The following is a 22,252-nucleotide window of genomic DNA, read 5'->3' on the forward strand; positions in this document are numbered from 1 at the left end:
TTCACGTTCCTACAACAAACACTGCACAGTAATGCAAAGCTGCACCGACCACGACAAAGCCGTGCCAAATGGCATTTTGAAAACGCAAGCGTTCCCAGACGTGGAAGATCACACCCAGCGAATAGACCATACCGCCTGCCGCGATCAGCCAGAAGACGGCAGGCGGCAGAGATTGCACCATGGTGTCATAGACCATGACGCCACTCCAGCCGAGCGCCAGATAAAGCAGGATCGATAAACGATCAAAGCGTCCGGGCATGAAGAGTTTAAGAAAGATACCGACAAACGCCACGCTCCAGACAAAGAGAAGCAGCGGCAAGGCACGATCACCCATATGCATGGCAAAAGGCGTGTAAGTACCAGCAATCAAAAGATAAATGGCGGAATGATCGAAACGGCGGAGGAACCATTTGGTCGGCGAAACCGGCCAGATATTATAAACCGCCGAAATCCCCAGCGCACCCAAAAGACTCGCCAGATAGACGCTCGAAGAAATCGAAGTGGCTGCCGACATATTCGGCAGAAAATAGAGCAACATGGCAATGGCACCGGCAAGCGCCAGAGCAACACCCAGCACATGGATGACGCCATCAGCCCATAATTCGGCCCGGTCATATTTCCAATTGATCGGATAAGGCAGTTTTACATCCATCGCACTTACTCATGTCTTGTAAAAGTGAGAATCGGTTTTGGGATAAACCGCGACACGCTTTTGTTAAGACAGAAAACTGCCATCGCTTTGCAGCGTCAAGATGACAGTTTGTCGAATGAGCTTATTGAGCGGAAGGCGTATAGGAAGCCTGAATTGGTGCGACGCCCGGCAACGGAACAGCTGCTGCATCCGGCAGAGCGGTCGTTTCCGATGATGCCGCTGCAGCATCGCGGGTCGGGCCGCTGTGCTTCCAGCTGCCATCGAGCCCGGTTTCCTGCAACAATCCTTTGCGCTTGGCATCGTAATAATAGCCGCGCGCATAGAAACGAACAGCCTGACTTTCGTCTCCACCAGCCACTTTATAGGCGCCAGAGAGATAACGAACCGCGTATTTCAGGTTCGTCTCTGCATCGAGAAGGCCCTTGGGGTTGCCCTTGTAACCCATACCGCGTGCGGTTGGGTGGCTGATCTGCATCAGACCCCAATAAGGTCCGTTACGGGCGCCGGGATTGAAACGGCTTTCGCGATGGACCACGCGGCGCACGAGGCGCTCCGGCACATCATAGGCAACCGAATATTTTGTAATGAGATCGTCCAGACCTTCGGGCGCATGGTCCGGTGTTTCAAATGCCATATTGGTGGCAAGAGATGCAGGTGAAGTTGCAGCCTGTGCACCAGCAAAAGCTAGCATCGGCTCAGATTGCCCACGAACGCCCGGGATCGGCACAACCGACGGCAGAACGGGATTCTCAAGCGATGCAACTGCCTGCGTTCCGTCAACAGGAGCCGTCACAGAAGCAACCGTTGTGGCGCTTGCAGCTGAATTTGCCTTTTCACCCGTTGCGCTCGTTGTCGCTGAATTATCAGATGGTGAAATAAGGGCGGTCTTTACAGGCTTTCCGTCACTTGTGGTGTTGCAAGCGCTCAGAGCAACCGCGCAACCAAGGAGAAAAGCACCTTTAACAAAGGTCAAAGAAAGTGGATTTGATGGAGCTTGATTACGCATGGCCAACCGATCCTAAGAATCGAAATCTTGTTCAATGCGTTTTTCGAGTTCAACCAGATCTTCTGGCAAAGGCATACCTGTCGCTTTAAGCGTATTGAGCTTCTCGCGAACGATTTCACGAACCTCATGAACGTCTTGCGGCTGGTTAACCATCTGCTCAAACAGCAGAGCGATTTCTGCCTTGATGTCCTCGAATGCCATAAGATCCTCTTGGCTTAACAGGCGCAAGTGCGGCCCGGTTCAGACAATATTCTTTCAATCGATGACAGTGATGTACCACGCTAAATGCGTAAAACGGAAGCCCTGAACGTCATCACCGCGTCAAAATGAATATTTCAAAGCGTAACAGAACGGTTTCAAGCTTCACAAAATGCGGGGCAGCATCGTATCTATCGCATTGAATTCATGTGCAAAAATTCCAAAATCATCAAAACCGAGACCACCATCGGGATCGAACAGATAAATGCTCATCCAGATGAGCGCACATGTTAGCAAAACCGCCAAAATCGTCAGAAGCAGCAGGCGGCGACCGAGAGCTGCCTTATGGCCCGCTCCTTCAGGTGGAATTTTATTCATATTCAATCGTCATTCGTGGCGTTCAGTTCTTCAGGCGGTGTACCATGTTCTGTCGCTGCTGCAAGATAGCCCTGATGCACAAGCGCATTTCGGAGAATAAGAATAATCGCCTCAGTCTGATTGAGGCCAGGATGCGTTTCATTGATGAAACGCTCGAGAGCGTCATGCACGTCAGTGGGGAGATATGTGCTCATCGTTCCTCCTTGATCAGACGATTTTTACAACAACGGAACCAACGCCGCTTACGGTTCCCTCCAGCATGTCGCCACGCTGAACTGGCCCAACGCCCGCAGGTGTACCGGTATAGATGAGATCACCGGGTTGAAGTTCGAACAATGACGAAAGATAGGAAATTGTTTCGCCGACCTTCCAGATCATCTGATTAAGATCGCCCGACTGGCGTGTTTCGCCATTGATTTTCAGAGAGATTTCAGCCGATTCTGGGTGACCTATTTCCGATACGGGCACAATGGCCGAACATGGCGCGGAATGCTCAAAAGCTTTTGCCACTTCCCAAGGACGGCCGGCCTTCTTTGCAACTGCCTGCAAGTCACGGCGCGTCATATCAATGCCGACTGCATAACCATAAACATGCTCGAGCGCGTTTTGGACTGCAATATCCTTACCGCCTGTTTTGAGCGCGACGACAAGTTCGACCTCATGATGTACGTCTTCGCTCTTCGGTGGGTAAGGAAAATCACCACCTTCAATCACAAGGTTATCCGGATTTTTCTGGAAAAAGAAAGGCGGATTGCGCGTTGGATCACCACCCATTTCAATGGCATGATCGGCATAATTCTGACCGACACAGTAGATGCGGTGCACGGGAAAAAGCGCTTCAGTTCCCTTAACCGGCACGAATGGCTGCGGCAAAGGTGCGAAAACATAATTTGTCATGAACGGCTGATCCCGTGAGAATATAACTGGTATTGAATATCATGCAGGCAGGAATCATCTGCCGCAAGCCTTGGCTTTGCAATTTTCTGACATGCTTTATGCTGTTGTAACAACGTAATTTGCATTGCGTGACGTTGAAACCACGAGTTCAGCATTGGGAATATCATTGGAAAATGCACGTTCGCGTGCTGCAACTTCTGTATGCCCATGATCAAGCCAACGCTGGATAAGGCGACGTTCAAGCTCGGCAAACGGAACTTCGAGAAAGATCGTCATATCAAAGAACGGCGTGAGCTTTGTCCATGGCTGCTGATCAAGCAACAGATAATTGCCTTCGACCAGCAAAATCCGATGATCGGCATGCACAATTGCTGCGCCAGCACGTGCAAGATCAAGCGTACGGTCAAAGACGGGAATGACGACGTCTTCCGAAGCATTTTTCAAACGCCCCAGCAAGTCTGCAAAGCCCGCGCAATCAAAAGTGGGCGGCGAACCTTTGCGGCTCCGAAGACCGCGCTCATCAAGGATTGCATTATCCAGATGAAAACCATCCATCGGCACTATAACCGCAGGTTCCGTCCCACCTTTATTGATCGCATCTCGCAAATACTCAGAAAAGGTGGACTTTCCTGCTCCGGGAGGACCAGCGATTGCAACAATCAAACGACCATCGCTATTCGAGAGCTTTGTGAGGATTTCTTCCGGCAGGCTTTCCGGTGGGCATGGTTTCATATGAGTTAACCTGAAATGAGAAATAGGAGTATTTGTGTAGAACAGCACACAGTTTGTTATTTTCAAACAACAAGTTTGATCTATCTTGTCTTGCAATGACCGCAAAGACTGATCAATTGCTATTTCAAAATATTGAATCGAACGGGAAAAATATGACCGTCAAGACAGTTGCCACCACGCCCTTTCAGGACCAGCAGCCCGGCACATCCGGTCTTCGCAAGAAAGTCCCTGTTTTCCAGCAACCGAATTATGCTGAAAACTTTATCCAGTCGGTTTTCGATGTGCTGGACGGCTTTGCGGGCAAGACCCTCGTAGTCGGTGGCGATGGGCGCTTCTATAATCGCGAAGTGATCCAGAAAGTCATCAAAATCGCAGCCGCCAATGGTTTCGGTCGGATTATGATTGGTCAGGGCGGTATTCTTTCCACGCCTGCGGCTTCCAACATGATCCGCAAATACAAGGCTTTTGGTGGTCTCATTCTCTCCGCTAGCCACAATCCCGGTGGCCCGAACGAAGATTTTGGCATCAAATACAATATCGGCAATGGCGGTCCGGCACCGGAAAAGATCACCGAGGCGATTTTTGCCCGTTCCAGGGTGATCGATCAGTACAAGATTACAGAAGCTGCTGACATCGATCTCAACACACTCGGAAACACGAAAATTGGCGAGACCGAAATCGTAATCTTTGATCCGGTCACCGATTACGCCGAACTCATGGAAAGCCTGTTCCACTTTGATGCTATCCGCGCCATGATCAAGGGCGGCTTTGCATTGAAGTTCGATGCCATGCACGCCGTTACCGGTCCCTATGCCAAAGAGATATTTGAGCGTCGTCTGGGTGCGCCGGAAGGCAGCGTTATGAACTTTGTGCCGCTACCAGACTTTGGCGGTCATCATCCCGATCCGAATCTCGTTTATGCCAAAGAGCTTTACGACCTTCTGATGTCAGACAATGCGCCTGATTTCGGCGCAGCATCAGATGGCGACGGCGACCGTAATCTCATCATCGGGCGCGGCATTTTCGTAACCCCATCCGATTCACTCGCCATGCTTGCAGCCAATGCGCATCTGGCACCCGGCTATAAGGGCGGCATCAAGGGGATTGCCCGCTCCATGCCAACCAGCGCTGCGGCTGACCGTGTTGCGGAAAAGCTTGGCATTGGCATTTACGAAACACCAACCGGCTGGAAATTCTTCGGCAATCTGCTCGACCACGGCAAGGTGACGATCTGTGGAGAAGAAAGCTCAGGCACAGGCTCTGACCATGTGCGCGAGAAAGATGGGCTATGGGCAGTTCTGCTCTGGCTCAACATCCTGGCCGTGCGCAAGGAAAGCGTGAAAGCCATCGTCGAAGAACATTGGGCACGCTTTGGACGAAACTATTACACCCGCCACGACTATGAGGCAGTCGATTCCGATATTGCCAAGAAGCTGGTTGCTGATCTGCGTGGCAAGCTCACAAGCCTGCCGGGCACGAGCGTCAACGGTCTGAAGATCGAAAAAGCCGATGATTTCGCCTATCATGACCCTATCGATCATTCGGTAAGCGAACATCAGGGTATCCGCATCTATTTTGAAGGCGGTGCGCGCGTGGTGCTGCGTCTTTCAGGCACTGGCACATCGGGTGCCACCATCCGCATCTATATTGAGCGCTATGAGGCAGATCAGTCAAAGCATGATCTCGATACGCAGGAAACACTGGCAACGTTGATTGATGCAGCAGAACAGATTGCCGAGGTGAAAAAGCGCAGCGGAAGGACAGAGCCAAGCGTAATTACATAATAAAAAGGGCCCGTACGGGCCCTTTTCTTTGGGTTTTATTCAAACACAATGGCCGGGGCAGGCTTTCCAGCCCCGGCGCCTGACTTCATGTTTGCCCAAACCTTGGCTGCGATATCACGATAGATTTTCGCGTGTTCGCTGTCCGGTTCAACGACCGTTATCGGCGTACCGTTATCGGAATGCGCGCGCACATCCATGTGCAACGGCACTTCACCAAGAAATGGTACATTGAGGCGTTCCGCTTCCTTGCGTGCACCGCCGTGGCCGAAAATGTCATAGCGCTTTCCGGTATCGGGCGCGATGAAATAGCTCATATTCTCGACAATACCCAAAAGCGGTACATCGACCTTTCGGAACATCGCGAGGCCCTTGCGTGCGTCTATCAGCGCCAGATCCTGTGGCGTTGAAACGACCACTGCACCAGCCAAGGGCACCTGCTGCGCCATGGTGAGCTGGGCGTCACCCGTACCGGGAGGCATATCGACGACCAGAACGTCGAGATTGCCCCATGCCACTTCGCGCAGCATCTGTGTCAGCGCCGACATAACCATCGGTCCGCGCCAGATCATCGGTGTGTCTTCATCCACCATAAAACCCATCGACATCACTTTGATGCCGTAGTTTTCCATTGGCTTGAGAATGCGGCCTTCAACCGTTTCCGGGCGACCGGACAGACCAAGCAGCCTTGGCATGGATGGGCCATAAATATCGGCATCAAGAATGCCGACCTTCAGGCCATTTGCGGCCATACCAAGTGCCAGATTAACGGCGGTGGTGGATTTACCGACGCCGCCCTTGCCGGATGCAACAGCAATGATTGCACCAACGCCGGGAATCCCAGGCTTGGCCGCCGGGCGCGGTTGTGGTGGCTGGCGATGCGGCGCTCCCGCAGTCTGTGCGGGACGCGGCTGTGGTTTTGGTGGCGGGGGCGCATCATCACTTGTGCGCCCGCCCTTCTTTTCCGCAGTCAGCGTGACAAGCGCACCGGACACACCCGGGATTTCCTTGACCGCCTTTTCAGCAGCCAATCGCATTGGTTCAAGCCCGTTTGCGCGATCCGCAGGAACCGTGATGGAAAAGAAGACCTTGCCGTCGGCAATGAAAATATCCGACACCAGACCGAGCGATACGACATCGCTTTCGAAATCTGGCCCTGTCACAGCTTTCAGCCGTTCGAGAACCTGTTCACGCGTTACGCCTGACATTATTCCAACCTCGTCTGCGGCAAGCTCTCCGCTTGCCCGCTTTACATGTCTTGAGATAATCCAGTTTTAGCCAAAAGGCCAATAGAACCAAGCAAAGAGTTTTTGAGAGACAGGTGAAAAAATGGCCAAAGCCATCCACACGATGATACGCGTTCTTGATGAGGAAAAGTCGGTTTCTTTCTACGATCAGGCTTTCGGTCTGAAAATCGCAGAGCGCATCGATTTCGAGAGCTTTACACTGGTCTATCTGCGCAATGGCGAAGCGGACTTCGAGGTGGAGCTGACCATTAACAAGGGACGTACAGAACCATATAACCTTGGCGACGGCTATGGCCATGTGGCTTTTGTGGTCGATGATCTGGATGCAGAATATGCCCGTTTCACGCAGCTGGGTTTCAAGGTGGGCAAGCTGGTAGACTTTAAGAATGGTGACGTACAGGTCGCACGTTTCTTCTTTGTTGAAGATCCGGACGGTTATAAGATCGAAGTCATTCAGCACGGCGGACGCTATCAGTAAGATTACTCAGGCGTGCGCGCGCATAAAATTGCCGCTCGCCTGAACATCTTCCCATGAACAAGTTTCTATTTGACGCTTGGCAAAGACAGCCGCCCTGGAATAGATAAGGTCTATCCTGAAGGAGATTTTTGGGTTGAACACGTGCGCAGTCCAGTTTCGGGCAACACTGGCAATACGCATTTTGAGCGTATTTGCATTGATGCTCGTCGCTTTCGCGCACAAGCCGGTCGTCCTTGCTTCTCCTGAACAATTGCTGCTCGCAGAATATGTTTTGCCTGATGGCAGCTATCCGGTGCTGTGCATCACCGATCATGCGATCAATGATGAGGGCCATGATCAAAATCAGCATCTGCACGACAGCAATATCTGCGATGCTTGCCGAATTTCATCGGCCTTTCTATGCCCTGCACCTGCTGCATCAACGGGTGCCGCACCCCATATAACCGTGGCATTTGTTCCTCAACCGTCAGAACCTGTGCTCTGGCGCGATATCTATCCACCATCAGCCCCGCCACAAGCGCCTCCCTTCGCCTGAAATCAGTCTTTCCATGATCGCGGGTAACTCGCCGCGTCCCGAAATATGATTATTCAGGTTTGAAACAATGAAAAACGCTCGACTTTTTACATCCGCTATTTCGCTTTTTGCCCTTTGCGCCTCGGTTGGCATGGCCTATGCACATTCATCGCTGGATCAGAGTGAGGCAACAGCGGGAAGCCGTTATAAGGCAGTTATCCGCATTCCACATGGCTGCGATGGCAAGGCCACAACGTCTGTCAAAATTGAACTGCCCGAAGGTTTCGTATCAGCCCAGCCACAAGCCAAAGCCGGCTGGAAAATTGAAACAGCCAAAGGTGACTATGCACAAAGCTACAAAGTGCATGGGAAAGACGTGACGTCTGGCGTTAAGCAAATCACGTTCAGCGAAGGCGAACTGCCAAGCGACTTCTATGATGAGTTTGTCGTAGTTGGCCAGCTTGCCAAGTTCGATAAGGACACGACCCTCTCCTTCCCGGTCACGCAGTTCTGCGGCACAGATGATTCCGTCGCGTGGACCGAAATTGCAGCCGAAGGCCAAAACCCGCATGATCTCGAGCATCCTGCACCGCAGCTGCGCGTATTGGCAGCGTCGGCTTCCGATGATCATTCCGGCCATGGATCGCACGGCGATCATGCCACTCATATGATGGCACCAACCAAAGCAGGCGATCTCAGCATCAGTGGACCTTCGATCCGGGCTATGGTTCCGGGAGCAAAGGTTGCTGGCGGCTTCCTCACCATCAAAAATGATGGCAAGGACGCAGACAAGTTGACCGGTGTGACGACAACAGGCGTTAAGCGCGTTGAAATCCATGAAATGAGCATGGAAAATCAGGTCATGAAGATGCGCAAGCTCGACGGCGGTCTCGACATCCCTGCAGGCGAAACCGTCGAGCTGAAATCGGGCGGTTATCACCTGATGTTCATCCAGCCAGACCATCCTTACAAGGAAGGTGACAAGGTCTCTGTAACACTGGAATTTTCAAAGGCCGGCAAGGTTGACCTGGAATTTCCTGTAACTTCGCAAAGTGGCAAGCCGGAAGATCACTCGAACCATTAATTGATCGCTTAGGGCGGTAACGCGCCTCTCTCCGTGCATTATGCGCCCGTTTGCCGCAACCGCTACCCCGTTGTAGCGGTTGCGTTCTTCGTTTATAGCTATAAACATGACTTTAATAGTCTAGAATAATTCTACACTATTGAAATAATTCACTTTTATAAAAGCTGAGTAATTGACTCCAGATCAATTTACAGCTTTTATGCAGCAGAGTTATTTTGTGCAGCCTTTGATGTTTGGGCCTTGAACCCGTTCGATTGGAGGACCTTATGATCGGTCTGAGTGAGTGCCGGTCCGCAAATGTGGATGGATTGCCGTGGCAACTTCATCTTATGCCGACCGGATATTGCAATGCGCGCGGGGAAACAGAACGCCTCGCAAAGCAAAAGCAGCTATGCTGCGCGTCAGTTCGTACCTCTGAATGGAGGCGAGCATGAATATGCGTATAACAGAGCTGAACGGTGTCAACAGTGTGGGCTATTACGATCGCCTGCCTGAGAAGCTGGTGCTGGAAGGCTATCGCCGCTGGACAGCCGGTTTTGAAACCGGATCGATCATTCCCTGGGAAATGACCTGGGGCCTCTATTCGGAATTGCTTGGAGCATCGGAAGCAAAACGCGCTGTGAGTGAGCTTTCCCAGTTCATCCGTGTGCTGCGCCATTGTGCAAGCTGCCAGTTGCGCGCCTTTCCATTCGATTCGCACCATGTTTGCCGGGAAGAATGCCTGACGCTCGGGTTGATATCCGGCATCCAAAATCAGGATGGCTTGCTGCTCGATACATGCCTTGAAGCAATTGCCTGTAAACGCCGCAATCATGATGTAGCCGATGCGGCCCGCAGTTTTGCCGATACTTTGGCGGATTTCGGACAGACTTTGCTGCCAATACCCATTCATGCCATCGACAGTGCTTTGAATATAACCCGTCGCGCGACTTTTCACTGATCTGGAAACGCTGCACGGAAACCAATTTGGATTGAGGCCGCGAAAAGCGGCACGAGGAGAACAAAAATGCAAGCCAGAACCGAAAGACGCCTCGGCTTTGTAGCAGCGATTGCACTTACGGCATCAGCCTTCGCCATGCCAGCCATATCCACACAGGTGGCACAAGATACCACTGCCCCTGCTACGCTTCATGCATCGGTCGACACCATGAAGTTTGAGCTTTCCCGCCTTGTCGCCTTTGCCGACAGTGCGGCCAAGCCTGTTCATTACGAATAAGCAGAAACATCAAACAACCGGGCTAATACCTCCAGTCAGCACGGTAAAAATGAGAGCGCGTACATTGTGGAATGTACGCGCTCTAATTTTTTTAACCGTGAGCTAACCGATCATCCAACGATGATCGGTGCCTGTCCCTGAACACGATTATAGAGATCGATGATGTCCTGATTCATCAGGCGGATACAGCCCGACGACATCGATTGACCAATCGACCACCATTCCGGTGAGCCATGAATGCGATAGCCTGTGTCACGACCATTCTGGAAAATATAGAGCGCACGTGCGCCTAGCGGGTTCTGTGGCCCGGGCTCCTGACCGTTGCGGTATTTTTCGAGATCAGGCCTGCGCTGAATCATTTCCGGAGGAGGGGTCCAGCGAGGCCACTGCTTCTTGTACTGGACATTTGCACGCCCTGACCATTCAAAGCCTGCCTTGCCGATACCAACACCATAACGCAACGCCTCGCCACCTGGCAGCACATAATAGAGGAAATGATCCTTGGTGCTGACAACGATGGTTCCCGGTGCCTGCCCGGTCGGATCAGGCACGATCTGGCGCCGGAATTGCTTTGGCACCTTCTGGTAAGGGATGGCCGGAAGCGAATACTGACCTTCCTGCACCGCAGCATACATCACATCCGGTGTCGTGATGTTCTTATCGACGCTGATTTGCGGACGCATCGGCGTGATGCCACCCGTCGACATCGGATCAATATTCATCTGAAATGCCGACATGTCCATGGTCTGCGAACAGCCTGCAACACCGCCAAGCATAGCAGCGCCTGTGCCAAGCAGAAAATGACGACGGCTTAATTTCTCAGTCAACTTAGACATACAAATCGCCCAACTCAAAACAACCGGCAAAAATGCCCTGTGATCATTCTGACAATTTGCGTCCTTATGGTTGAGGAAGGGTTAAACGACTCGCGCAAACGTTAAGAAAAAATAGTTACCACGTGCGAGATAAAAAGAAGGCCGGGCAAATACCCGGCCTTTCAATATCATTTACGGATAGATCAATAGTCCTTTTCGTAGAAAATACCGGCACTGGAATCGCCATCGGAACCAACAGCACCCTTGATCTTTAGGTTTCGCGAAATATCGAGATTAACAGTCCCCTTTGTCGCTCCGGCAGATCCCGCTTCCACACCCAGGTAGATGTTATCGCGAATATAGCGCCCCGCACGCACGGCAGTCTGACCTTTGCTATCGGTTACGACATCGATGTCATCCAAGCCCGTACCCTGACGCAGCTTGCTCATCAGAGAGTTATTGGAACCACCAGCCAGTTCTGCGGCGGCAGCTGCAAGCTGTGCTATCTGGAAGGCCGACAATTCGCCGATCGAGCGCTTGAAGATAAGCTGCGCCAGAACTTCATCCTGCGGGAGTTCCGGCGAAGACGAGAAGACGATATTGAGGTTATCAACTGTCCCTGTAACCGTCACAATCGCGGTGATATTATCACCCTCGCTGCGCGCGACAAAATTGATCTGCGGATTAAGATCGCCGACCAGCGTGACACTGCCTTCATCAAACGTAATTCGCTGGCCAAGGATACTGATACGTCCGCGTATCAGGTCGAAAGAACCTACTGGCTGGATATTCGTGACCGGGCCAGTCAGACGCACACGCCCGCCCAGTTCTGTGTCAAGGCCGCGACCGCGTACAAAAATCTGATTTGGCGCATTGACCAGGACATCAAGGCGCGGAACGCTTGGGCGAGAGGTCGGTACAGGCACTTTGCTTTTGCGCGTTTCAACCTTGGCGCGATCAAGCGTTATCTGAACGTTCTTTGGCGTATTTATATGCCGCACTGGAACATAGGTCGCGCCGCCACCCAGATTTTCTGGAACGGTGATTTCAGCGCGTTCAACATCGATACGGCCAGCAATCAATGGATCGCGCATCAGCGGACCAGTGATCGAAATGCCGCCATTGACTGTCGCCACGACAAGCTTGCCATCCGCATAGCGTGCATTGTTGAGCTTGATATCGATATTAGCCGGGAAGTTTGCAGTCGCGTTCGTAGAAATGGTGCCTGTCGCAGACACAGATCCGCCGCCGCCCAAAGCTGCGTTGACCTGACGAAGCGTGATGGTTTCCCCCTCCATCGCACCCATGACATTGATATTGTTGAGGCGGAGATTGGTCTCAGGGTCGACGAACTGGGCACCGGCTGTCGAGAACATGCCGCGCAGCTGCGGCTTGTCAAAGCCACCTGAAACACTTGCGGTCACCGAAAGCGTACCACTTGCCTGCGAGCCACGATCAGCGAGGAACCGGTTGGCAAGCGCCAGTGGCACGCTGCCGGAAACATTGACGCCAAGTCCCTGTCCGGAAAATGGCACCTTGCCGTTGGCAGTGACATTGAGTCCCTGTGGCCCCTCAAGCGTCAGAGACGAAATATCGACAGCCTTTGCAGCATAGTTGCCTGCCGCCTGTAAGCTTATTGGTACGAGGCCATTTTCACGCAAAGGCTTTGCCGCGAGACCCGTTCCACGCAGATTAAACTGGGCCGCCGGATTGGTTAGAGGGCCGGTCACCCGCGCAGTACCGGTAACGTTGCCAGCCAGATCCTGCCCTTTGGCAGCGCCGTTAAGCAATGTCAGAGGCAGATTGGCGAGATTAACATCCACAGCAAGATCGCCCTTGCCAAGTGGCACGCCGCCCTTGGCGGTCACATCAATGCCATTTCCATTGCTGGCACCACCGGTGACATGCGCATCGATGTTGAGACGATTATTGTCAGAACTGCCCTTTGCTTCTGCATCCAGCGGCGCAATACCCTGCTTCTTAAGCTCGGCAGCAGTCACGCCACGCGCAACAATATCAAATGCAGCGTTCGGATTGTCTTTTGTACCCGTAACCCGAGCGGTACCATTGACTAAACCGCCCAGTCCAAGTTCAGGTTTAAACGTGTTGGCGAGAGCCAAAGGCAAGTTGGACAACGCGACCGAGAGATCAAGCTTCTCGCCAACAATGCCGTTGACCTTAACCTGTCCATCCCCCGTATTGACGATAACATCGCCAAAGGAAATGTTACTGCCTTTCATAGCAATATTTGCTGGAGCCGCCAGTGTTGCAGCAAGAGAGCCCTGCTTCACATCGGCAGATGTGAGCGCCAATTCAAAACCGCCATCCTTTGGCTCAAGCGAACCTGATGCATTGGCCGAGGTTCCGATTTTGAGCTTGGTACTGGCCGTGAAATCGGTTTTTGTACCGGTCGCATTTGCTTTGGCGTCAAAATTATCGATACCGAAAGTGCCTACCAGAATATCGCGTGCGCTTGCCGTACCATCAACAACCGGGACGCCTAACAGATCCTGCGCAGAGAGAGCGATATCTGCGGATTTAATGTGGTTATCGTTGATTTTAAGACCATTGGCCTTGGCGTTGACGGTTGCGTTCTGGCGTTCGCCGTTGGCATCGAGTGTAATATCCGCATTCACCGCACCCGTAGCATTGGCAAGAAAAAGCGCTGCCGCTGTCGAAATATCCGGTGCATCAACCTTTAACTGCCCTGCGAACAGACCTTTGGAATTTTGCGAAACATTTCCCGAAAGATGGGCGCCACCCGCGTTAAAAACCAGATCTGTCAGACGTTTCTCATCGTTAACAATGTCGATGACAGTGCCGAGATCAATCTTCTGGCCATTCAGGAATGCGTTACCGGCAAGTTTACCTGACAACGACGCGCCAGTCGTTGCATTGCCATCAAGCAGCGCATTGAAATCGATCACGCCTTCTGTGAGCTTTCGATCCGCCAGCGTTCCCTGCGGCGCATCAGCACGCAGCGCCAATGCAATCAGCTTGTCGTCACCACGCGCACTGCCCTTGATCGTCATACGACCGGAAGCTTTGTCCGACAAAAGCCTGAGGTCCGAGAGCATGACGCCGAAATCAAAGTCGGCCTTATCGGACGCGAAGGAACCATTGGCGGTTATTTCGCTCAGTTCGTTGCCAATGCGGAAATTACGCGCTGCAAAGCCCTGCGTACTACGGACAATCCCGCCGCTCAGCTTCACATCACCATCAAGGATATTATCTACCGCTTCTGTGCCGGTGCGCATGTTCTGCGCATCGCCATCAAGATTAAGGTCGAATGCGCCACTGATCGGTTTAACGGTACCCGATGCCTTGACATCAATGCTGCCTGCGAGATCACGGCCGGCGAGTGCCGCATAGGGCGCCAGGCTTGCAATCTTCGCTGCAATATCGCCGTTGAACGCGAATTCATCGATCTTGCCGTTAAGTTCCAGACTGAGGCCATTGCCCTCAATTGCAGCCTTTGCAAGATCGACAGCAGTGCCAGCCCGCCAGCCACCGGAAATTGCCAGATCAATTTTATCGCCCAACGCTTCCGCAACTTTCGCATCGGTCGCATCGATGCCGCTGACGCCGCCATTCACGTTGAAAGTGACGCGGCGGTTCGAAGCGTCATTTAGATTTTCTGCTACACCGCCCATATCAACCACGATATTGGAAGCAGAAACGGTAGCATTCTTGAAGCCTTCAACAGCAAGCTTGCCGGTCCAGTCATTGGTCGGGCGATCGCCATAGGAAATCTGCAAGGTTGCGTTGTTGATCGATGTTTCACCGCCTTTTACTGGCAAAAGCACCTGGCCCTTGCTGTCATCGCGAATATTCGCATCAACGCGCAGCTTGTTCAGAAAGCCATCACTACCGGACTCAGCTGAGGCTTTGACGTTCAGTGCAGCACTGTTAAGTGCCAGATCATCAAGACGGAAGCCGCCACCATCTTTGAGTAAGCCATTTGCAACGAGTGCAGTCTCCGCTCCAAAGAAGTCGCGGAATGCCGGTGGTACCAGAACGGCGATAGGCCCATTGATCTGCGTCGCAAATATGCGGCCATCAGCCCGACGTACCAGCGTGAAGCCACCGGTGAGTGTGCGGCGGCCATTTGTATCAAGCGCCAAATCGATCTTAAGGTCATCCAGCGTGCCCTTGCCGGTCAAAGTCAGATCAACCGGCGGACGACCATCGATATTAAGCACGTTGGCAACAATACCGTTGGCCGGTTCAGTCACTTTCAAATCAAGATCGAGCTTCTGATCAGCATTGGCATAGGCTGCGCGCAAAGCAAAATTGCCCCCCGGCCCATCAAGGCGCTTAATGTCAAAAGCAGAGGTAAGTGACCCATCGGCGAGCGACAGATTTCCGTTCAACGATACTTCCGACTGGAGCCCAAAAATATCCTGACCAAATTTCAGGCGCGCCACATCAAGGCTATCGATATTGATTGAAAGCGGCAGTTCGGGCAGGCTGAAACTTGTTGCTTCAGGGGATGGCAGACTGTTATCCGGCAATGGCTTGCGGATTAGGTCAATACGCTCAGCAACGAGTGACTGAATACTCAGGCGACCCGTAAACAGCGCTGTCCTGCTCCAGTTAAGTTTCGCATTTTCAATGCGCAGCCACACGCCTTCACGGTCGGCAATGGTGATCTGGGCAACACTTGCCTCAGACGACAAAAGCCCGCTCAAGCCAGAAAACTGGATGCGGCGGTTGGGCGCGGAAAGTTTGCTTTCCACGAAGGAGATAAAATACGACTTTTCCTCTTCCTGCTGCTGCTCCTGAGCAACGACAGGCACTGCGAAAAGGATAAAGGCGAGAAGTGCGAGAAATCTGGTCAAAACGCCTGTCCTATGCCCACGTAGAATGCATAGCTCGGATCGCCCGAGCGGCGGTTAAGTGGAAGAGCAACGTCAAAGCGGATCGGCCCAAGCCCTGTCAGGTAGCGCAGACCAAGACCGGCACCAACACGCATTTCTTCCGAAAAGTCTGGATAGGATTGTTCGCCGACATAGCCTGCATCGACAAAGCCTACGACACCTATGGAATCGGTTACGCGCGTGCGCACTTCCCCCGAGGTCTCCACCAGTGAACGCCCGCCAATCGTTTCGCCGGTCGATGTTTCGACACCAATGCTACGATAGGAATAACCGCGAATGGAGCCGCCACCACCTGCGAGGAACAACTGGTTGGGCGGCAAGTCTGCAATGTCAGCACCGACAACGGAACCCAATTTCACGCGGCCTGCGAGCACAACCCGGTCTGTCGAACCAAAGCCGTAATAAGCTCTGCCCTCAGCAGTGAAGCGCGTCGCAAAATTACCGCGCTGGAACTCGTAGAAGGGCTGTATATTGGCTTCGGCATAAAGGCCGGAAGTTGGATCGGGCTTGTTGTTACGGCCATCATAGAGAAGATTGCCTTCCAGCCCACCGACCGTGAACTCCCGCTTGCCGAAATAATCATCATCGAAGCGACCATGGCTGGTCTTTGCGTAGAGCGCACCAGAAAGCTCGTCGCTAAAAATCTGCGTGAAGCCTGTTTTCGCATTGATCGATGTTTCGGTATAAGCGTCAAGGACCTCCCGCTTAGCATCAAGTGCAGCCACAAAATCCGTATCCGGCGTATAAATACCCGGTTTCGCGAAGCTCGTTCCGAGCGTGTAGGTGAAATTTTTCGGGTCGAACGAATTGTCCTGTGAACCGCCAACACCACTGACCTTGGCATCGAAGCGCAGTCGCTCACCACGGCCAAACAGGTTGCGATGCATCCAGTAACCGGTAACACCAAAGCCATCAAGCGTCGAATATTCCGCACCAAAGCCAAAGCGGCGCGGCTTACGCTCCTGGACATTGAGTGTCATTGGCAGACTCCCATCCGGCTCGATCTTATCAGCTTCTTCAAAATTCATCGCACGGAAGACTTCCATCCGGCCGAGGCGCTTCTTCGCATCTTCAATGTCTTTGGGACTATATTGTTCGCCCGGTTTCAGTCCAGTCATCCACGCGACAAATTGTGGATCCATGCGCGCAGTACCCACGACACTCACTGGCCCGTAATGCGCCTTGCGGCCCGGATCGAGCGAAATATCTGCGGCAACAGTATCCCCGTCGTGATCCGCAACAATGTCCTCGGCGGTGATTTTCGCTTTCGCATAGCCCTGCTGGCGCCATGCTTCTACGGCCAGACGCTCGGCTCTCAGAATAGTGGTTGAGCGGGCAAGCTGACCGGGTGCGAAGCCAGCCTCTTCAGGTGTCTGAATCTTGTTGCGCTTATCAGTCGAAGGCGGCGCGATATTTGAAATGGCTGTTCGTGAGAACAAAAACTTCGGACCGGGATCGACAGAAATATCGATCTTTGCATTGTTGGGAATGTCGGTATCGGCAGGAATATCGGCTGCTTCACGCCCATTCACTTTGATGGAAATCGTGCCACCGTAGCGGCCTTCACCATAAAGTGCTGCCAGAATACGCCGATAATCGCCACGCGCTTTGGCCAAAAGGCCTGCTGAGCCTGAGGCTGGCGTTTGCTCATCAGTGACGAGCCCGGAAGCAGCATCAATCACCGGCTTCAAGTCGGCATCACTGCCGTCCGCATTTTTGCGGGCGCCGGAAGTTGTAACTTCAACAGTATAACTCTTTGGATCGATAATATCGGGATCGGCTTCTTTCTTCTCACCCCAAAGGTGAATGCCGAAAATCTCGAAAGCCATAGCAGGAGAAACAGTCATAGAAGCAAACTGCACAGCAAGTGCGAGTGCTATAAGACCTCTTCCCTGTATCGTCCTGTTACTCAAAGTCATACGCGCAACTGTCCGGTTTTCGTTAAACGGCCGCTTGAGAAGCGCCCCGCCCTCCCCCAATCCCAGGACGATTCAGGGATTACCATAGAGCAGACAGAAGGCTAAATTACAACCCAAGAGCCATTCGACTATCAGAATACAGCTGTCACAATGCCTTTTTTGGTAGCGTAGCCGCCCTAACTGCGCAGGATTGGCACGTAGACAAAAGCAATTGGGTCTGCATCCGATTCTGATTGTCAATCATCCCCTATTTTGAGCTGATTGAGTCAATGGAGCGTTAATTTTAAAAAAACAATGCGGCCCGCTGGACGGAGGAAATCCAGCAGGCCGCCAATCAGGTCATCGGGAGGGGAGAGAATGACCTGATAATTCAGTTTTCAATGAAAGAGGTTGCAAAACCAGACGGCGTTGCACACCACTCCGACATTACCTTCCAGAGTTATACGGGCGTGTATTTCCGATGAGACCTGAAGCGTAGGGTCCACGGGGTTGCCAGTCGGAAGACGTTGTCGGCCTTACCCCTTCGCCAATCCTTGGCGCAGGCGTGGGCAGTGGAGGTGCAACATTGGGTTCGCGATAAGGATCATATCCCGGAGCCCAACCTGGACCCGATGGAGTTCTTGGGCGAGGATTGTATCTAGGCCACCAATTCGTACGCCTGTGATAATGCCATCGCGGTATCCAGTACGGATTAGGATCTTCGTTCCATTGTTCCGCTAAGCCGCCAGCAATAATGACAGTTGTAGAAGATCTGGGATAGACTGGGCCTCGCGTAGAACCACGGAAATTTAGCAAACGAGATGCAACCCAGCCAATATTGCGACCCACCCTGATCTGACACCAGGTACCGCGGCATGGGCCAGCATCGACTCTAATCCCAGCCGGCAACGTGGCTAAACGCATATAATTAACACCCGGCCCACTGCGAACATTGACGTTAGAGGTAACAATCGCCGGTGCAGCAAACGCGTATGTCGGCAATAAAATTGCTGACACCAAAGCGCTCGCCTTTATAAAATTGTATTTAAGAAATCCGTTAAATAATTTCACCGCTAATACTCCAAATAAAAACAAAATAATTGACATATAAAGCGATATACAATTGGCAATATACATCATAAAAAATAAAATATCAAATACACCGTAAAATTGTCAATTATCTTTAAAATATATCGTCTAATATTACTACAATTCTAACTATTATAATCGACAAGATATTTGAAGTAAAATTTTATTAAATATTTATATTAAATAAAAACTTCTCTAAACCATTAGATACTTCCAAATAAAAAAAGCGCCCTGGAGGGAACCAGGGCGCCACGCGGCTTTTAAGGGGGAGAGGGAGGAAAAAGCCGCGCAACCGGGCCGTCAGACCTGGTTAGAGCGATCAGCGGACGGGAACTTAGCCCGCCCTACTGAAATTCACTAAGAGAGTCTTTGTCTGAAAACCGTTTTACGGTTTTCGGGATCGCTCTAAGGCAGATTACGCGCATCATCCGGCGTCATATACATCGGCATCATATTGGTATCGAGGTGATGCATGACCCAGATGGAACCAGCAAGCACGATCGCCAGAATGATAACCGTGAAAATGAGCGCCATAATATTCCACCCATTTTCCGACTTCGGATCAAGGTGCAGGAAATAAACCAGATGCACCACGATCTGAACGGCAGCCATACCGACAACAATTGCTGCGGTCGTCGCTGGCGTAAAGTATCCGTTCATCGCCAACATGAATGGAACGATGGTGAGAATGATCGCGAGAGCCAGACCAATCAGGTAGGACTTCAGGCTGCCATGTGCGGCTTGATCGTGTGTTTCGTGTCCAGAGCTCATCACAATACACCCAGCAGATAGACAAGGGTAAAGACGCCAATCCAGATGATGTCCAGGAAGTGCCAGAAGAGGCTCAAGCACATCACGCGCGTCCGGTTCTTTTCGGTCAGGCCATCACGCAGAAGCTGGGCGGAAAGCACCAGAATCCAAATGAGGCCAGAGGTAATATGCAGACCGTGTGTTCCAACCAGCGCAAAGAACGCCGAGAGGAATGCGCTGCGGCTTGGCCCTGCACCTTCAGCGATCAGATGATTGAATTCATAGATTTCCATCGCGAGGAACGCGAAGCCGAGCAGAAAAGTCACGGCCAACCAGAACAGAACACCTGCACGATTGTTCCTGAACATCGAGAGCGTCGCCAGACCATAAGTCAGCGACGACGCCAGCAGGATCATCGTTTCGGTCAAGACAAACTGTAGATCAAACAGTTCACGACCGGTCGGGCCACCTGCGAATTGATGTGCCAGAACAGCATAGGTTGCAAACAATCCCGAGAAGAGAACGCAATCGCTCATCAGGTAGATCCAGAAGCCGACCAGTGTGGTCGACCCGGAATCATGATGGTCTTCGTGAGCTGGGTGCTCGTTGCCGCCCTTGAAAGGGCCAACTTTATAATAAGTAGCGCTCATGGATCAGGCCTCCTGAGCATTCAGTTGCCGAGTATAAGCGTCTTCGACGCGTTGTACTTCATCGGCCGAGACATAATAGTCTCTGTCATTGTTAAAGGAATGAGCAATTGCGACAGCAAGAACGCCAACAGATGCAGCAATTGCCAGCCACCAGATGTGCCACACCAACGCAAAGCCCAGAGGAATGCAGAGCATACCAATGATGAAGCCTGTACCCGTATTCTTCGGCATGTGAATGCGGGCGAACTTTTCAGTACGACGAACATAGCCGTTCTGCTTCATATCCCACCAGCTGTCGTGATCACGAACATGTGGAACTTCTGCGAAGTTATAGAATGGTGGAGGCGAAGAAATCGACCATTCCAGCGTACGTCCCGAACCCCAGGAATCGCCATCAACGACGCGCAATTTCTCGCGATCACGAATGGAAATCATAATCTGGAGAACCTGGAAGATGATACCAAGCAGAATGATTGCAACACCAATAGCTGCAACGATCAGATAGATGTGCCAAGCTGGATTTTCTGTGTGGTTGAGACGACGGGTCATGCCCATCAGGCCGAGCACGTAGAGCGGCATGAATGCGAGAATGAAACCAACGAGCCAGCACCAGAATGCCTTACGACCGAGACCTTCATGCAGCTTGAAGCCGAATGCTTTTGGCCACCAGTAAATGAGACCGGCAAAGCAGCCGAACAACACGCCGGAGATGATCACGTTATGGAAGTGTGCGATCAGGAATACCGAGTTGTGCAGTACGAAGTCCGCAGGCGGAACGGCAAGCAGAACACCCGTCATACCACCGACAACGAAGGTACACATGAAGCCAATGGTCCAGTACATGGGTGTCGTGAACTGGATGCGGCCCTTATACATGGTGAACAGCCAGTTGAAGACCTTGGCCCCCGTCGGGATCGAGATGATCATGGTTGCGACACCGAAGAAGGCGTTGACACTTGCACCGCCACCCATGGTGAAGAAGTGGTGCACCCAGACGAGGAAGGAGAGAATGGTGATCGCAACGGTTGCGTAAACCATCGACTTATAGCCGAAGAGACGCTTCCCGGTGAAAGTTGCAACAACTTCAGAGAACACACCAAAGCATGGGAGAACCAGAATATAGACTTCCGGGTGTCCCCAGATCCAGATGAGGTTCACATACATCATCGGATTGCCACCAGCATCATTGGTGAAGAAGTGGAAATCCAGATAACGGTCAAGCGAGAGCAGAGCGAGCGTGACGGTCAGGATCGGGAACGCAGCCACGATCAGAACGTTCGAGCAAAGGGCCGTCCATGTGAAGACAGGAACTTCCATCATCGTCATGCCCGGTGCGCGCATCTTGATGATGGTGGTGATAAGGTTAACGCCCGACAAAAGCGTACCCATACCAGAAATCTGCAAAGCCCAGATATAGTAATCGACACCGACATCGGGGCTGAACTCAATACCTGAAAGCGGCGGATAAGCCAGCCAGCCAGTTTTTGCGAATTCACCGATACCGAGCGAAACGTTAATCAGAATTGCACCAGCAACAGTCAGCCAGAAGCTCAACGAATTGAGGTAAGGGAAAGCAACGTCGCGTGCGCCGATCTGAAGCGGTACAGCGAAGTTCATGAGGCCGACAATAAACGGCATCGCCACGAAGAAAATCATGATCACGCCGTGAGCCGTGAAAATCTGGTCGTAGTGATGTGGGGGCAGAAAGCCTTCATTGGCACCGGAGGCAATAGCCTGCTGAGCGCGCATCATTACAGCATCCGAAAAGCCGCGGAACAGCATCACGAAAGCCAAAATAATGTACATCACGCCGATGCGTTTATGATCGACAGACGTCAGCCAATCATTCCAGAGGGGACCCCACTTTTTATAGTAGGTAATGGCTGCGAGAATAGCGAGCGCCCCACCAGCCACCGCGGTCAGCGTGACCATGATGATAGGCTCGTGATAGGGTATCGCTTCGAGCGTCAGTTTTCCGAACATTTCT

The 22,252-nt window shown here is 52.1% G+C and carries 20 protein-coding genes; 6 read left to right on the forward strand and 14 right to left on the reverse strand.

Features of this window, described 5'->3' with window-relative positions; all coding sequences use genetic code 11:
• Position 1: 1 nt before the first annotated feature.
• The 7 genes from H5024_RS00830 to H5024_RS00860 form a co-directional block, all read right to left on the reverse strand.
• The gene (locus H5024_RS00830) at positions 2-652 is read right to left on the reverse strand and encodes a hemolysin III family protein (RefSeq protein WP_187543567.1); all 651 of its coding nucleotides are present in this window, start codon (positions 650-652) and stop codon (positions 2-4) included.
• A 121-nt stretch (positions 653-773) separates the two neighbouring features.
• The gene (locus H5024_RS00835; protein ID WP_187543570.1) at positions 774-1,658 is read right to left on the reverse strand and encodes a lytic transglycosylase domain-containing protein; all 885 of its coding nucleotides are present in this window, start codon (positions 1,656-1,658) and stop codon (positions 774-776) included.
• A 12-nt stretch (positions 1,659-1,670) separates the two neighbouring features.
• The gene (locus H5024_RS00840; RefSeq protein WP_187543572.1) at positions 1,671-1,859 is read right to left on the reverse strand and encodes a hypothetical protein; all 189 of its coding nucleotides are present in this window, start codon (positions 1,857-1,859) and stop codon (positions 1,671-1,673) included.
• Between the two features lie 162 nt (positions 1,860-2,021).
• Positions 2,022-2,234 (reverse strand): hypothetical protein, encoded by a 213-nt coding sequence (locus tag H5024_RS00845; RefSeq protein ID WP_187543575.1) that lies wholly within the window; start codon positions 2,232-2,234, stop codon positions 2,022-2,024.
• Positions 2,235-2,236: 2 nt separating this feature from the next.
• On the reverse strand, positions 2,237-2,428 hold the full coding sequence (locus H5024_RS00850; RefSeq protein ID WP_187543578.1) for a hypothetical protein: 192 nt from the start codon (positions 2,426-2,428) through the stop codon (positions 2,237-2,239).
• Positions 2,429-2,441: 13 nt separating this feature from the next.
• A complete protein-coding gene (locus H5024_RS00855) occupies positions 2,442-3,131 on the reverse strand; it encodes a fumarylacetoacetate hydrolase family protein (protein WP_187543580.1) in 690 nt (229 codons plus the stop codon).
• A gap of 96 nt (positions 3,132-3,227) precedes the next feature.
• Positions 3,228-3,863 (reverse strand): nucleoside/nucleotide kinase family protein, encoded by a 636-nt coding sequence (locus H5024_RS00860; protein ID WP_187543582.1) that lies wholly within the window; start codon positions 3,861-3,863, stop codon positions 3,228-3,230.
• A gap of 152 nt (positions 3,864-4,015) precedes the next feature.
• On the opposite strand from H5024_RS00860, the gene H5024_RS00865 reads away from it, so the two are divergent.
• Positions 4,016-5,647, forward strand: coding sequence for an alpha-D-glucose phosphate-specific phosphoglucomutase (locus H5024_RS00865; RefSeq protein ID WP_187543585.1), 1,632 nt, complete (start codon positions 4,016-4,018; stop codon positions 5,645-5,647).
• 35 nt (positions 5,648-5,682) lie between these two features.
• Here H5024_RS00865 and apbC read toward each other — a convergent pair whose 3' ends face one another.
• Positions 5,683-6,852: an iron-sulfur cluster carrier protein ApbC gene (gene apbC, locus H5024_RS00870; RefSeq protein WP_187543588.1), complete on the reverse strand. Its 1,170-nt coding sequence runs from the start codon at positions 6,850-6,852 to the stop codon at positions 5,683-5,685.
• Between the two features lie 121 nt (positions 6,853-6,973).
• Here apbC and H5024_RS00875 point away from each other — a divergent pair, with 121 nt between their 5' ends.
• The 5 genes from H5024_RS00875 to H5024_RS00895 all read left to right on the forward strand — a co-directional run bounded on the left by H5024_RS00875 (position 6,974) and on the right by H5024_RS00895 (position 10,183).
• Positions 6,974-7,369 (forward strand): VOC family protein, encoded by a 396-nt coding sequence (locus tag H5024_RS00875; protein ID WP_187543590.1) that lies wholly within the window; start codon positions 6,974-6,976, stop codon positions 7,367-7,369.
• 199 nt (positions 7,370-7,568) lie between these two features.
• Entirely contained in the window at positions 7,569-7,904 is a 336-nt protein-coding gene (locus H5024_RS00880) for a hypothetical protein (RefSeq protein ID WP_247875235.1), read from the forward strand.
• A 67-nt stretch (positions 7,905-7,971) separates the two neighbouring features.
• On the forward strand, positions 7,972-8,967 hold the full coding sequence (locus H5024_RS00885) for a DUF1775 domain-containing protein (RefSeq protein WP_187543595.1): 996 nt from the start codon (positions 7,972-7,974) through the stop codon (positions 8,965-8,967).
• Between the two features lie 430 nt (positions 8,968-9,397).
• A complete protein-coding gene (locus H5024_RS00890; RefSeq protein ID WP_187543597.1) occupies positions 9,398-9,907 on the forward strand; it encodes a hypothetical protein in 510 nt (169 codons plus the stop codon).
• Positions 9,908-9,973: 66 nt separating this feature from the next.
• Positions 9,974-10,183: a hypothetical protein gene (locus H5024_RS00895; RefSeq protein WP_187543598.1), complete on the forward strand. Its 210-nt coding sequence runs from the start codon at positions 9,974-9,976 to the stop codon at positions 10,181-10,183.
• A 110-nt stretch (positions 10,184-10,293) separates the two neighbouring features.
• Here the strand turns inward: H5024_RS00895 and H5024_RS00900 are convergent, their stop codons facing one another.
• The 6 genes from H5024_RS00900 to cyoB form a co-directional block, all read right to left on the reverse strand.
• A complete protein-coding gene (locus H5024_RS00900) occupies positions 10,294-11,019 on the reverse strand; it encodes a L,D-transpeptidase (RefSeq protein WP_187543599.1) in 726 nt (241 codons plus the stop codon).
• 182 nt (positions 11,020-11,201) lie between these two features.
• Positions 11,202-15,839, reverse strand: coding sequence for a translocation/assembly module TamB domain-containing protein (locus H5024_RS00905; RefSeq protein WP_187543600.1), 4,638 nt, complete (start codon positions 15,837-15,839; stop codon positions 11,202-11,204).
• Complete coding sequence (locus H5024_RS00910) at positions 15,836-17,725, reverse strand: autotransporter assembly complex family protein (RefSeq protein ID WP_247875236.1); 1,890 nt, start codon at positions 17,723-17,725, stop codon at positions 15,836-15,838. Before H5024_RS00910 ends, H5024_RS00905 begins: the two co-directional genes overlap by 4 nt.
• A gap of 1,545 nt (positions 17,726-19,270) precedes the next feature.
• Positions 19,271-19,636, reverse strand: a complete 366-nt coding sequence (cyoD, locus tag H5024_RS00920) for a cytochrome o ubiquinol oxidase subunit IV (protein WP_187543603.1) — start codon at positions 19,634-19,636, stop codon at positions 19,271-19,273.
• A complete protein-coding gene (gene cyoC / locus H5024_RS00925) occupies positions 19,636-20,265 on the reverse strand; it encodes a cytochrome o ubiquinol oxidase subunit III (RefSeq protein WP_187543604.1) in 630 nt (209 codons plus the stop codon). The genes cyoD and cyoC overlap by 1 nt, the downstream gene beginning before the upstream one ends.
• 3 nt (positions 20,266-20,268) lie before the next feature.
• Positions 20,269-22,248, reverse strand: coding sequence for a cytochrome o ubiquinol oxidase subunit I (gene cyoB, locus H5024_RS00930; protein WP_187543605.1), 1,980 nt, complete (start codon positions 22,246-22,248; stop codon positions 20,269-20,271).
• Between the last annotated feature and the right edge of the window lie 4 nt (positions 22,249-22,252).

Source organism: Ochrobactrum sp. Marseille-Q0166 (assembly GCF_014397025.1).
In the GTDB taxonomy this organism is placed as follows: domain Bacteria; phylum Pseudomonadota; class Alphaproteobacteria; order Rhizobiales; family Rhizobiaceae; genus Brucella.

Coding starts and splice junctions, on each gene's coding strand:
- H5024_RS00835 (WP_187543570.1), bottom strand. CDS start 1,658: ATGCGTAATCAAGCTCCATCAAATCCACTTTCTTTGACCTTTGTTAAA.
- H5024_RS00830 (WP_187543567.1), bottom strand. CDS start 652: ATGGATGTAAAACTGCCTTATCCGATCAATTGGAAATATGACCGGGCC.
- H5024_RS00860 (WP_187543582.1), bottom strand. CDS start 3,863: ATGAAACCATGCCCACCGGAAAGCCTGCCGGAAGAAATCCTCACAAAG.
- H5024_RS00845 (WP_187543575.1), bottom strand. CDS start 2,234: ATGAATAAAATTCCACCTGAAGGAGCGGGCCATAAGGCAGCTCTCGGT.
- cyoC (WP_187543604.1), bottom strand. CDS start 20,265: ATGAGCGCTACTTATTATAAAGTTGGCCCTTTCAAGGGCGGCAACGAG.
- H5024_RS00885 (WP_187543595.1), top strand. CDS start 7,972: ATGAAAAACGCTCGACTTTTTACATCCGCTATTTCGCTTTTTGCCCTT.
- cyoB (WP_187543605.1), bottom strand. CDS start 22,248: ATGTTCGGAAAACTGACGCTCGAAGCGATACCCTATCACGAGCCTATC.
- H5024_RS00840 (WP_187543572.1), bottom strand. CDS start 1,859: ATGGCATTCGAGGACATCAAGGCAGAAATCGCTCTGCTGTTTGAGCAG.
- H5024_RS00865 (WP_187543585.1), top strand. CDS start 4,016: ATGACCGTCAAGACAGTTGCCACCACGCCCTTTCAGGACCAGCAGCCC.
- H5024_RS00850 (WP_187543578.1), bottom strand. CDS start 2,428: ATGAGCACATATCTCCCCACTGACGTGCATGACGCTCTCGAGCGTTTC.
- H5024_RS00910 (WP_247875236.1), bottom strand. CDS start 17,725: ATGACTGTTTCTCCTGCTATGGCTTTCGAGATTTTCGGCATTCACCTT.
- cyoD (WP_187543603.1), bottom strand. CDS start 19,636: ATGAGCTCTGGACACGAAACACACGATCAAGCCGCACATGGCAGCCTG.
- H5024_RS00900 (WP_187543599.1), bottom strand. CDS start 11,019: ATGTCTAAGTTGACTGAGAAATTAAGCCGTCGTCATTTTCTGCTTGGC.
- H5024_RS00855 (WP_187543580.1), bottom strand. CDS start 3,131: ATGACAAATTATGTTTTCGCACCTTTGCCGCAGCCATTCGTGCCGGTT.
- H5024_RS00895 (WP_187543598.1), top strand. CDS start 9,974: ATGCAAGCCAGAACCGAAAGACGCCTCGGCTTTGTAGCAGCGATTGCA.
- H5024_RS00880 (WP_247875235.1), top strand. CDS start 7,569: ATGCTCGTCGCTTTCGCGCACAAGCCGGTCGTCCTTGCTTCTCCTGAA.
- apbC (WP_187543588.1), bottom strand. CDS start 6,852: ATGTCAGGCGTAACGCGTGAACAGGTTCTCGAACGGCTGAAAGCTGTG.
- H5024_RS00890 (WP_187543597.1), top strand. CDS start 9,398: ATGAATATGCGTATAACAGAGCTGAACGGTGTCAACAGTGTGGGCTAT.
- H5024_RS00875 (WP_187543590.1), top strand. CDS start 6,974: ATGGCCAAAGCCATCCACACGATGATACGCGTTCTTGATGAGGAAAAG.